At 41.7% G+C, this 13025-nt stretch carries 11 protein-coding genes; all 11 read left to right on the top strand.

All coding sequences use genetic code 11. From position 1 onward, the window contains the following. Nucleotides 1-31 precede the first annotated feature (31 nt). The gene (locus M3166_RS05860; protein WP_008407851.1) at nucleotides 32-973 is read left to right on the top strand and encodes a carbohydrate ABC transporter permease; all 942 of its coding nucleotides are present in this window, start codon (nucleotides 32-34) and stop codon (nucleotides 971-973) included. A gap of 6 nt (nucleotides 974-979) precedes the next feature. Continuing rightward, nucleotides 980-1816, top strand: a complete 837-nt coding sequence (locus M3166_RS05855; RefSeq protein WP_008407849.1) for a carbohydrate ABC transporter permease — start codon at nucleotides 980-982, stop codon at nucleotides 1814-1816. A 31-nt stretch (nucleotides 1817-1847) separates the two neighbouring features. Further along, entirely contained in the window at nucleotides 1848-3185 is a 1338-nt protein-coding gene (locus M3166_RS05850) for an ABC transporter substrate-binding protein (RefSeq protein WP_251688226.1), read from the top strand. 85 nt (nucleotides 3186-3270) lie between these two features. Further along, nucleotides 3271-4377, top strand: coding sequence for a glycoside hydrolase family 88/105 protein (locus tag M3166_RS05845; protein ID WP_251688224.1), 1107 nt, complete (start codon nucleotides 3271-3273; stop codon nucleotides 4375-4377). A 223-nt stretch (nucleotides 4378-4600) separates the two neighbouring features. Then, complete coding sequence (locus tag M3166_RS05840; RefSeq protein WP_251688222.1) at nucleotides 4601-6379, top strand: sensor histidine kinase; 1779 nt, start codon at nucleotides 4601-4603, stop codon at nucleotides 6377-6379. After that, nucleotides 6372-7907, top strand: coding sequence for a response regulator (locus M3166_RS05835; RefSeq protein ID WP_251688220.1), 1536 nt, complete (start codon nucleotides 6372-6374; stop codon nucleotides 7905-7907). The genes M3166_RS05840 and M3166_RS05835 overlap by 8 nt, the downstream gene beginning before the upstream one ends. 229 nt (nucleotides 7908-8136) lie before the next feature. After that, the gene (kduI, locus tag M3166_RS05830; protein ID WP_251688218.1) at nucleotides 8137-8967 is read left to right on the top strand and encodes a 5-dehydro-4-deoxy-D-glucuronate isomerase; all 831 of its coding nucleotides are present in this window, start codon (nucleotides 8137-8139) and stop codon (nucleotides 8965-8967) included. A 19-nt stretch (nucleotides 8968-8986) separates the two neighbouring features. After that, nucleotides 8987-9769 (top strand): 2-dehydro-3-deoxy-D-gluconate 5-dehydrogenase KduD, encoded by a 783-nt coding sequence (gene kduD, locus M3166_RS05825; protein ID WP_251688216.1) that lies wholly within the window; start codon nucleotides 8987-8989, stop codon nucleotides 9767-9769. A 78-nt stretch (nucleotides 9770-9847) separates the two neighbouring features. Continuing rightward, nucleotides 9848-10690, top strand: a complete 843-nt coding sequence (locus tag M3166_RS05820; protein ID WP_251688214.1) for a sugar phosphate isomerase/epimerase family protein — start codon at nucleotides 9848-9850, stop codon at nucleotides 10688-10690. 163 nt (nucleotides 10691-10853) lie between these two features. Beyond that, on the top strand, nucleotides 10854-11951 hold the full coding sequence (locus M3166_RS05815; RefSeq protein ID WP_251688212.1) for an ABC transporter ATP-binding protein: 1098 nt from the start codon (nucleotides 10854-10856) through the stop codon (nucleotides 11949-11951). Nucleotides 11952-12079: 128 nt separating this feature from the next. Beyond that, nucleotides 12080-13024 (top strand): sugar kinase, encoded by a 945-nt coding sequence (locus M3166_RS05810; protein WP_251688210.1) that lies wholly within the window; start codon nucleotides 12080-12082, stop codon nucleotides 13022-13024. The last annotated feature ends 1 nt before the right edge of the window (nucleotide 13025 follow it).

Raw genomic sequence — 13025 nt, 5'->3', positions numbered from 1 at the left:
TAGAATAATGTGTAAGAAGGGAGGAAATTTAATGAGTTATTCCCCAGAAGTAAATGAACCAGTATTGGAAAAAAAGAAAAGTGAAAAAGTCCGCAAATTTAATAAGGCGAAGTTGGTTCCTTATCTATTCATTACGCCGGCCGTACTAATGGTAGTAAGTTTCCTTTTCTACCCGATAGGAATGGTATTTTATTATAGCTTCCAAAACTACGATATTTCGGCACCTTACTATAATAGTTTTGCAGGGCTCGATAACTTCGTGAATATTTTTACCAGTGATAAGCTGTTCTTCCCGAGTTTACTCAACAGTTTGAAGTGGGTTGTTACAGAAGTGGGGCTTCAATTGGTATTTGGTTTGATTTTGGCTCTGTTGCTGAACCAGACATTTAAATTCAGAGGGATTATACGTGCGGTTGCTTTTATTCCTTGGGCGATTTCAGGTGTACTGGCATCTGTTATCTGGTCACTGATGTACAACGAACATATGGGTGTACTGAATGATATACTGATGCGTTTCGGCATTATAGATTCACCGCAAGCCTTTTTGGCAAGTACATCTACCGCATTTGGTGCAGTAGTTATTGCCGAACTGTGGAGGGGGATTCCATTCTTTGCGATTACCCTTTTGGCCGGTCTGCAAAGTATTCCGCAAGAATTGTACGAAGCAGCGCGCGTAGATGGTGCGAGCCGCTGGAAATCATTCCTGTTCGTAACATTGCCGCAGCTGAAAAATACGATAATTTTAACGACACTGCTGCGAGTGGTTTGGGAGTTTAATAACGTTGACCTGATCTTCAACTTAACAGGCGGCGGACCTGCCCATTCAACAACGACACTGACTATGTATATTGCAGAATTAGCTGTTCATGGCAGTAACTTTGGATATGGCTCAGCGCTTACAGTCATTTCGTTTGGTATTCTATTAGTTTTCGCGGCGCTTTATCTGAAATTATCGCGCTATGAAAAGGAGTGATAGCCTATGTTTTCTAAAAATAAAAAAATAGATAAGTTATTGACACTTTATGTGCCGCTCGGTATGTTATTAAGTTTTACCCTTTTCCCGCTCTATTGGACAATCAATACGGCATTCAAGCCTGAGGGAGATATTATGAAACGTCCGCTTGAATATGCGCCGCTTAATCCGACAGTGGAAAACTTTGTGATGGCGTGGAATAATGTCGGGTTTGCCACATTCATGAAAAACAGTTTGATCGTCGGCGTCAGTACAGTGATTGTCGTATTGATCTGTTCAACATTATCCGGCTATGCATTGGCCCGTTATCAGTTCAAGGGAAAACGCGCCTTTATGCTGATGCTGTTATGTACGCAATTTATACCGAGATCAATGATGATTATCCCGTTATTTATCATTTTCAAAAATTTAGGGCTGATCAGCAGTCCACTCGCTCTAATTATTACGTATACGGCGATTGAGATTCCGTTTACGACCATATTGATGAGCGGGTTCATCGCAAACGTTCCGAAAGAGTTGGAGGAAGCGGCGATGATTGATGGGTGTACGAAACTTCAGTCCATCCGTCATGTCGTGTTCCCGCTGCTGCTTCCAGGTATTGTCGCAACAGGGGTGTTTACATTCATTTACACATGGAATGAATTTTTAATTGCCTTAATGCTCACGAATCGTCAGGACCGGTTCACCTTGCCGGTCGGTCTGAGTACGATGATGGGCGAATTCAATGTCAACTACGGTGCGTTGGCAGCAGGCAGTGTCATTGCCTTAATTCCGGCAGTAATTTTATTTGCATATGCACAAAAGCATTTAGTCAATGGTATGGGTGGAGCAGTAAAAGGTTAATTGTACATGAATTTATAAGGGGTGAAGGTTGATGTTCAAAAGCAAGTTCAGAAAATCGATTGCAGTAGGTACGATTGCAACAGCACTATTATTGGCCGCTTGCGGGGATGATGAGTCGGCGGGTAAAAAAGAGGTGTCTGCAGAAAACGGAAAGCCGGTAAAAATTACGTTCTGGGATGAAAATGCCGGACCGCAGCGTACACCGATTTGGGAAGAGTTAATCTCCCGTTTTGAAGAAGAAAATCCGATGATTGATGTGGAGTATGTCGGATTACCGAAAGACTCGGCAAAATCAAAAATGGATGCAGCCATTGCAGCGGACGATACGCCTGACTTGGCGTCTGTCCAAACGAGCTGGCTACCTGAATTCTCGATTCGTGAAGCATTACTGCCACTGGATGATTACTTTGCTGATTCGGAGCTGAACGGTCTGATCAATGAAGGGGCACTGAATTTCAATAAAGAAATCGTAGCGGATAAAAAGCTATATGGAATTCCTTACACACAAAACCTGGATATCCTTTGGGTACGTAAGGACTGGTTTGAAGAAAAAGGAGTAAAAATTCCTGAGACTTGGGATGAGTTTTATGCTGCTGCAGAAGCAATGACGGATAAAGCGAATAATCGCTACGGCTACACAATCCGTGGAGGTGCAGGCGGGTCATTCCAGATTCAGCGTATGATGTATGCATACAACGGGTTTGAAGATTATTTGACGGAAGACGGCAAAGCAACGATCAATGATCAGAAAAACGTCGAGTTTATCGAAAAGTATTTATCGTTATATGAAGATTACACACCGAAAAGCGATATTACAAACGGCTATAAAGAAATGATCGCCGGCTTTGATACAGGTGTAGTGGCAATGGTACAGCACAACATCGGTTCATTCGGTGAGCACAAAGAAGCACTGGAAGAAAGTCAGTTCCAGGCGATCCCATTGCCTAAATCGGAAAACGGCAACTACGTGGCAGAAGGCGGTAATACGATCGGTATTTCAATTTTCAACGGGACAGATAATCCGGATGAAGCTTGGAAATTTGCAGAATTCCTGAACTCGGCTGCTAGTCAAAGTTTCTGGAATGAGCAAGTCGGTCAGATCCCAACGAACAGTGACGTGTTAAAAGAAGACTGGATTAAAAATTCACCTCATATTCAAACAGCATTTGAAGTGTATGATGATCCGAACACAGTTCTTTATAAGCCGCCATTCTATTTACCAGAATACCGTTCAATCCTGGATGGTACGGTCGATGCCGGAATTCAATCGGTTATGAGTGGTAAAGCGTCAGCACAGGAATTTTTAGATGAGTGGGCGGGTGCGATGGAAGCTGCAGAAGCTAAATACTCAGAGCACTTCGGCAAATAATACAAAAAAAGGGTGCGGTGCTTCAGCCACACCCTTTGTTTTTTGAAAAATACAAACAACGCTAAAGCTAAAGGAGATGGCATAAATGAGAACGACATCTGAAAATATTACGGTTAATACACCGCTTGCACTGGCGGAAAAAGCATGTAAGGCGATTATGAATACGTATACACCGGACCAGCTGCCACCGGCGAATTCCTTCCACTATCATCAGGGGGTATTTTTATACGGTATGCTTCGTGTATGGGAAGCGACAGGTAATCAGCAGTACTTTGAATATATGAAAGGCTATATCGATAGCCTGATTGACGAAGAAGGTAACTTATACTTTGCACGGGATGAGCTGGATTCTGTGCAGGCCGGCATTTTATTGTTCCCATTATATGAACAGACGAAGGACCGTCGTTATTTAATTGCAGCGAAAAAACTCCGTCATCTGCTGTATTCGATAAACCAGACGACAGAGGGCGGCTTCTGGCATAAAGACAAATATCCTTATCAAATGTGGCTGGACGGGTTATTCATGGCAGGTCCGTTTATGCTTATGTACAATAACCATTTTGTCGAAGAAGAGCTTGTGCAGAATGTCGTACGCCAGGAAAAACTGATGCGTACACATATGAAAGATGAGAAAACGGGCTTACTATTCCACGCATGGGATGAAAAAAAAGCTCAACCATGGGCAGACCCGGAAACAGGGTGCTCACCAGAGTTTTGGGGACGTTCTGTCGGCTGGTACGGGACGGCGCTCGTCGATATATTGGAACTGATCAACGGTGCACGCGGTCAGGAAGATATCGTCCAGTCATTGAAAGATCTAGTGCCTGCTATTAAAAAGTTCCAGGATGAGAAGACGGGATTATGGTATCAAATCGTGGATAAAGGTGATCATACCGATAACTGGCTGGAATCTTCATGCTCGTCCCTGTTTATTTACTTCATTGCAAAAGCGATTAAACTAGGATTAGTTGATGATTCGTACCAATCAGTAGTAAATAAAGCGTATGACGGGTTAATCGAGCATATGGTCGATGTGAAGGAAGATGTGGCCAATCTAAAAGGCATCTGCATCGGCACATCGGCAGGGGTATACGACTATTATGTGGACCGCCCGACATCAGAAAACGATTTACACGGTATGGGCGCATTCATTCTAGCAAGCATAGCTTTGCATGATATAACGGTAAAATAGTAATAGTTAAGAAAAGGTACCCGAATCAAGGGTACTTTTTTCTTGCCTCTGAAAAAATAAATGTCAAGTGTTTACATATTATGTTAGAATTATTGGAATATAAAGAAAATATAGATTATACTACTTTATTCTATTTGTATGCGCTTTAAGCTTGGAATATCTTATTTTTATATGAAAACGGAATGTTTGGTAGGTGTGGTATCTGGAACGACTAAGGACATTTATGTATAAATATATTTTTCATTCCTTTAAAACAACGATGAATATGTTATTTTTGCCGATTGTGATTATATGTATTTTAGTAACCGGCGGTGTGTCGACTTATATTGCTACCGCCCAAATTGAAGAGAATACGTATCAAAGTATGAATGATACGATTTATCAGACGAAGAATTATTTAGACCATACCCTTTCGGATTTGTTTTCGCAGCTAGTGTCCATTTCGTATGATACACGGCTCGTCAACTTATTGATGAAGGAGCAGGAGCAAATCGTACCGGAAGATTACATTCCGATCGATAAAAATCTGCAGATCATTTACGGACGTTACAGTACGATTTTGGAGTCGGCTACGATTGATCTGAACGAAGGGGAATTTTTGATTTATCAAAGTGAATTTACGAGGAAACCTGTCATTGATTATGATGACTTTTTCGTGAATTACCGGGCAGATAGTGAGAATTTTAAATGGAAAAATGTGCATGAAGACGTAGCGTTCCATACCGGAAATGCGGTGATGTCGATGTACAAGCTTTTGGAACTGAATGATCTGGAGAAAAGAGGTATTGTGCTCTTTAATATTCGTGAGGAATTTTTCGGAAAGGTGCTGAGCCGATCACTCATCGGGGAGAATGGTTATTTGGCGCTCATTTCAGAAGATGGTATCTATCAGTCGAAGGAACTTGAGTCTAAATATACGCTTGATGATGAGACCTTTCAGAAATTGCATCAATTATCAACTCCAAAAAATCAAATTACATATACAAATGAAGACAATGAAGAAATGATTGTCATTTACGATACGCTTGAATCCAATGGTTGGAAAATCGCGGCGATTGTACCTGAAGATGATCTTTTGAACAAAGTGGAGTATATCAAAATATTCGCTGTGTTTTTAGTAATCATCATGATCGGTCTCGTCGTATTTGTGACGAATATTTTTATTTCCTATATGTCGAAACCGTTTCAGAAATTAGCAAAACAGATGGATCTGGTCAATGAAAACCATCTTTATCTGGAAGAAAGAATTTCAGGACCGAAAGAGATGCGCGTGTTGAACCGCGGATTTATCGAACTGATCGACCGGATTAACGTGTTGATGGACCAGGTGATTTTGGAGCAGGAAGAAAAACGCCAGCTGGAATTTGCGATTATGCACGCGCAAATCAATCCGCATTTCCTCTATAATACGCTTTACTCGATTAAAGGGCTTTGTGACATGGGCATGACAAAGGAAGCGAGCCATATGGTCACGGCGTTATCGAATTTTTTCCGTATCGGGATTAGTAAAGGGAAGGAAATTATCTCGGTCAAAGAAGAAATCGAGCATATCGAAAACTATTTAATCATACAGGAGATGCGCTATGGGGATGATTTCACGTATGAGATCGATGTGGAAGAAAGTATTTTAGATAATGAGATTGTTAAACTTTCGTTGCAGCCGATAATTGAAAATGCGATCTATCATGGCGTAAAGCAAAAGCGCGGTCAAGGAAAGATTGTTATTAAAGGGTATTGCGACGCAAATTATGTTTACTTGGAAGTTTCTGATAACGGCACAGGGATTTCGGAGGAGCGGCTTGAAGCGATTCATGCAGAGCTGCAGCTGAATTATCAAGAGCAGAAGCAATATATCGGAATTGGCATAAAGTCTGTCAATGACCGGATTAAAATGCAGTACGGGGAAGCTTACGGACTCACAATCCGAAGCAAATATGGTGAAGGAACATCGATGATTATTACTATTCCGGTGACAACAGGGGGCTTGACAAAGGATGTATAAAATAATCGTAGTAGAGGATGACCGCATTATTCGTCGAGGCATTTGCCAGACGATTCCATGGGAGGAAAACGGGATAGAGGTTGTAGGTGAAGCAAGTGACGGGGAAATGGCACTTGAACTGATTGCACAGCAGCAGCCACATCTCGTCATTTCAGATATTAATATGCCTTTTTTAAATGGGCTCGATATGGCACGTCAATTAAAAGAAATTAGTCCACAGACAAAATTTATCTTTTTAACGGGTTATGAGGATTTTAGTTACGCGCAGCAGGCCGTTCAGTTAAAGGCATTTGACTACTTACTGAAACCGGTCGATTCGGAACTGCTGCTGGAAAAGGTGAAGGAAGCACTCGCTGAATGGTCCGAAACGTTTTCGAATGAACAGTTGCTCGTGGAGTCGCGTGCAATACGGCAACAGAAATTCTTTAAACAGCTCATGGCAGTTGGTGAAACGGAAACCGATATCGAAAAAGGGCTTTCAGATTTGGATGTACACTTAGATGGGACATGCTATTCGGCAATTGTTGTTCATGATGGATGCGAAGGACAGTTGTTTGATGAGCAGATTGTTCAACTTGCTTCGAAAAAGCTTGATGAAGATAAATTTCATCTGCTCTCGGTCGAGGACAATGAATGGGTACTGCTGATCGGACATGATGCAGCAGTAGAGGCTGTAGACATGGCAACCTTCTTGCTTGAACAGCTGCCGGATGTAACGTTGGCATATGGGCGTCCATATACGAATTTGTTCGAGATTGGCCGTTCGTTTATTGAGGCCAAAATGGCGCTGGATTTGCGCTATATTATGGGGACAGGCAAATTGTTTTCAATTGACGATAAAGTGACGAATGGTGAGCAGACAGCGGAAAATTTAAGAGCGTTTGATGTGAAACTGATTGCACAGATTAAGCAAGGAGTCCCGGAAAAGGTGGAAGAGCTGCTTGAAGAATTTCATGACGCAATCATCAACTATCAATCGTTATCGCTCACGGATCTTAAAGTGATGACGCTAAAATATGCAACACTGTTATCATTTGAAATCGACCGCTGGAGTAAAGACGAGGCATCGACCCATTCGGCTGATGTATATAAGGCAATAATGGAAATGAATTCACTGTACGACATGATGCAAATTATCCGGGAGCTTATTCAACAATGGTCGGAAACTCTTTATCAAAAAGAGGAAAGTAAGTTTAAAAGCCATGTTGATTTAGCGATCCACTATATGAATGAATATTATTCGGACAGCACATTAACATTGCAGAAACTGGCCAAAATGATTCATGTAAGTGCACCGTATTTAAGCAATCTGTTTAAACTCGAAAAAGGGTTTAATTTTGGGGACTACTTACTGGAATTGCGCATGAAAAAAGCGATGGAACTGCTGCGAGAAGAAAGTTTGAAAACATATGAAATCAGTGAGCAGGTAGGGTACAGTAACCCGCAATATTTCAGTATTTGTTTTAAGAAATACACTGGCCATACCCCGGCCGAATTTAAAAAGAAACTGAATCCTAATGTCAGCTAGCGGTATTAAATGCCGCTAGTTTTTTTATGTTTCAGACTGAAGCAATGCTTATGAGTACAAATATTTAAGAAAAGCGTTTGATATTTTAAGGACATCGTTACGTAACATTGTAAACCCTTACATCGTTTTTTATAATCGGGTTGTAACAATATTCAGAAAACAATAGTAGAGGTTATGGAAAACAGACCTAGATGATTAAAACTGTTCATTAACCGGAGGAGGTAGCAAAATGGAAACACGTTATGCCAATCACCCTGAAGAGATTAAACGCTATAATACGGACAAATTACGTGAGCATTTTTTAGTGGAAGCATTATTTGAACTTGGAAAGGTACATTTAACATATACACATGTCGACCGTATGATTTTTGGCGGGGTGACACCAGCTGATACGGAACTGACGATTGAACTGGATAAAGAATTGGGCGTGAGTTACTTTTTAGAACGCCGTGAACTGGGCATCATCAATATCGGCGGTGACGGGGTTGTCGTATTGGATGGTATTGAATATGACATGCAGCGCCGAGATGGATTATATGTGAGCCGCGGTACGAAACAAGTGCTGTTCCGGTCAAACGATGCAGCAAACCCGGCGAAATTCTATATCAATTCCACACCGGCGCACCATACATACCCGACGGTGAAGATTGATATTAACAACATCAAACCGTTAGAAGCTGGTGCACCGGGTACATTGAACGAACGAAAAATTTATCAATATATTCATCCGAATGTTTGCGAGAGCTGCCAGTTGCAGATGGGCTTGACGATGCTGTCACCGGGAAGTGTGTGGAATACAATGCCTGCTCATACGCATGAACGTCGCATGGAAGTATATTTATATTTTGATATGGAAGCTGATACACGTGTTTTCCACTTTATGGGGCAACCGGATGAAACACGTCATCTTATTCTGAAAAATGAACAGGCGGTAATTTCGCCGAGCTGGTCGATTCATACAGGTACAGCGACAAGTAACTATACATTCATTTGGGGAATGTGCGGAGAAAACATTACGTATGACGACATGGACCATGTAAAAATGGAAGATTTACGCTAAGCGAATGGAGGAATAATAGATGACACAGGAAGTAGCCGGTTTTTCATTAGATTACTTTAGCTTAAAAGGAAAAGTTGCCATTGTAACAGGCGGCAATAAAGGATTAGGCCAGGCATATGCGGTCGCTTTGGCAAAAGCGGGTGCAGACATTTTTGTTGTTGCACGCAGCGCGGACTGGAGTGAGACAGAACGTTTAATTAACGAAACAGGCCAAAAAGTGACGTTTTATCAGGGGGATTTAAGCGATCGTACGATTATCAAACCTGCTGTAGAAGCTTGCCTGCAAAAGTATGGCACAGTGGATATTTTAGTAAATAATGCCGGTACGATCCGCCGTTCACCATTACTGGACTACCAGGAACAGGACTGGGACACGGTAATGGAAATTAACTTAAACTCTCTATACCTCTTAAGCCAGGAAGTTGCGAAAGTAATGGTAGAAAAAAAGAGCGGGAAAATTATTAATATCGCATCGATGCTATCATATCAGGGTGGCAAATTTGTTCCGCCATATACAGCGAGTAAACATGCCGTTGCCGGTTTAACTAAGGCATTTGCCAATGAACTCGCAGAACATAATGTACAGATTAACGCGATTGCGCCAGGTTATGTGGCGACAGATAATACGGCGCCAATTCGCCAGGATGAAAAACGCAGCGCGGAAATTTTATCCCGTATTCCTGCAGGACGTTGGGCTACGACTGCAGACTTGATGGGATCTGTCGTGTACTTGGCTAGCCGCGCTTCGGATTATACGAACGGTCATATTTTAGCCGTTGATGGCGGCTGGCTGGCAAGATAACTACTAAAAATAATAGGAAATAATTATAAGCCGTATCACGCAATGCTGATACGGCTTTTACTAAAGGATGTGGGAATAATGAAAGCAAATTTAGGTATTCGTGCACATGATCTGGAAGCTGAAAATTTACAGGAACTCGCCGCAAACGTCAAAGCTAGAGGTTTCTCAGCTGTCCAGTTGGCGCTTGCAAAATCCATAACTGCATTTTCAACTAGTACAGGGGCATTATCACCTGGGTATGGCCACTATATAAAATCGGTATTTCAGCAGCACGATGTTCGGATCGCTGTTTTAGGCTGCTATATTAACATGATTCATCCAGATTTAACTGAAAGACAGCGTCAGCTTGATCGCTTTAAAGAGCATATCCGCTTTGCACGTGATTTCGGCTGCAGTATTGTCGGAACAGAAACGGGCAGTGTCATTCCGTCACTCGGGTACAGCGAAGATAATTTTACTGAAGAAGCTTATTCAGCAGTTGTAAATAGTGTGCGTGAGCTCGTAGAAGAGGCAGAAAAATTTGGTGTCATCGTCGGCATTGAAGGCGGTATCAATCATCCGATTCACACACCGAAACGGATGAAGCGTTTACTGGAAGATGTACCGTCGCCGAACTTGCAAGTCATTTATGACCCGGCGAATTTTATGAGCTTGGAAAATATCCATGATCAGCATTTCGCAATGGATGAAGCCTTCGAATTATTCGGCGATCGGATCGTTATTGTTCATGCGAAAGACTTCATTGTGAACAACGGTGAAATTGTAATGGTACCAGTCGGGACCGGCCAGCTCGATTATAAGTATTTAGCGGAACGACTGAAGAAGGAGAAGCCGTTCATCAATATTCTTTTGGAAAATACGCGTGATCCTCATATTGCCGAAAGCATTCGTTATATACAAGACCGGTATGAACAAGCTTAAAAGAGTGCAGTAGTGAAACACAATGTGCATATATGCCACTTATTATAAGATTTTAAACAATTATCTAAAAATTTTAAATTATTTCTGAAAGCGTTTTCTATTACTATTAAATTAAGAAATACATTAGCAGTGTTCACATGGAATCGATTGAGGGGGTAAGGAAATGGCAGAATTAAAATTAAATAATATTTATAAAATTTACGATAATAAAGTAACCGCTGTAGATAATTTTAACTTGCATATCGAGGATAAGGAATTCATCGTTTTTGTTGGTCCTTCGGGTTGCGGAAAATCGACAACATTACGGATGATGGCCGGTTTGGAGGAGATTTCAAAAGGGGATTTCTATATTGATGATAAGCGTGTCAATGACATCGCACCAAAAGACCGCGATATCGCAATGGTATTCCAAAACTATGCATTGTACCCGCATATGACGGTTTATGACAATATTGCATTTGGTTTAAAATTACGGAAGCTGCCGAAGTCGGAAATCGATGAGCGAGTGCGCAATGCGGCGAAAATTTTAGGCATTGAAAATTATTTAAATCGTAAACCGAAAGCTTTATCTGGTGGACAAAGACAACGTGTTGCATTGGGCCGTGCCATTGTACGGGATGCGAAGCTATTCTTAATGGACGAGCCGCTGTCAAATCTGGATGCAAAGCTGCGTGTCCAAATGCGTGCGGAAATTATTAAATTGCACCGTCGTATCGGAACAACGACAATTTATGTAACACATGACCAAACAGAAGCAATGACGATGGCGAGCCGTATTGTCGTAATGAAGGACGGTATTATTCATCAGGTAGGCGCACCGAAGTATATTTATGATAATCCGGAAAATGTGTTTGTTGGCGGCTTTATCGGTTCACCGTCTATGAACTTTTTAGATGGACGTGTAGAAGATGGCTATTACCAGCTAGGAGATAGAAAAATTATCATTCCTGAAGATAAAATGACGATGCTTCGTCAGCAAGGCTATGTCGGGAAGGAAGTTATTTTAGGAATTCGTCCTGAGAGCTTTTTCGTAGGAGAAGAGACGGCAGAGCTTGATCCTTCTGTTGTGTCTCAATATGAAATTGAGGTTGCGGAGTTAACAGGTTCTGAAATTATGCTGTATTTCAAAATCGGTGATCAGGAAGTTGTAGCATTGACGGATGCCCAACAAACAATTGAAGCAGGACAAAAAATCAGTTTTGCCGTTAATACGAATAAAATGCATTTCTTTGATAAAGAAACAGAAATCCGTATTCGTTAATAAAGGAGTGGAAGAAACAATAGAAAAGCTTCTAACTTAATAGAAGAAATAAGGCTGTCCAAAAGTCATTCACTTTTAGGACAGCCTTTCTTTCAACGATTACTTGTATGAAGGCAGGGGGAGAGCTCATGGAACGACACTATATTTTTACTTTAGGGGATGCACTAATTACATTTAATCCAGTGACTACAGGTCCGTTACGCTATGTTAATTCCTTTGAGCGCAAGTTAGGCGGGGCCGAGCTGAATTTTGCCATTGGCTGTGCCAGATTAGGGCTTCCCGTTAAGTGGATGAGCCGATTAGGCGGGGATGAATTTTCGAAATATATTTATAACACAGTGCGCGGTGAAGGCATCAATATGGAATATGTGGAGCATGTTTCCGGCTATCCGACTTCGCTGAATTTTAAAGAAATATTGGAAAACGGCTCCGGAAAGACGTTTTACTACCGGTATCAGTCACCGATTTTAACAATGACCGAAGAGGATATCGAGGAATCGATGTTTGATGACATAGCGTATGTTCATCTGACGGGCGTATTTCTGGCAATTGCACCTCAAAACCTGCAAATTGCATTGGCTATTTTACGCATCGCAAAAGCAAAAGGTATTCCGGTTTCTTTTGACCCGAATATCCGTTTGAAACTTTGGACATTGGAGCAAGCAAGGGCTGTCTATTTTGAGATTTTCCCGTATGTCGACATTTTATTGACCGGGCTGGACGAAATCGAAATGATTATCGGTACTCAGCCATTTGAGCAGTTTGCCGCACAGTATAACATTTCCGAACTCGTCATTAAGGACGGTGCAAATGGATCGAAAGCTTATGTAGACAGACAATGGCATATAGCGGAACCGTTTCAAGTTAAACCTGTCGATACGGTAGGTGCTGGTGACGGCTATGATGCAGCATATATTTTCGGGGTGATGAAAAACTATGATGTGACCGAGCGTCTGCGCATGGCGAATGCTGTTGGTGCAATGGTGACAACGGTAAAGGGTGACAATGAAGGTTTGCCTGAATACACAGATGTGGAAGTGTTTTTAGGACAGAAAACGCTAGTTGAAAGGTAAG

The sequence above is a fragment of the Solibacillus isronensis genome (genome assembly GCF_023715405.1).
Classification (GTDB): domain Bacteria; phylum Bacillota; class Bacilli; order Bacillales_A; family Planococcaceae; genus Solibacillus; species Solibacillus isronensis_B.
Note: the sequence above shows the minus strand (reverse complement) of the source record. Positions and strands in the feature narration are given on the sequence as shown.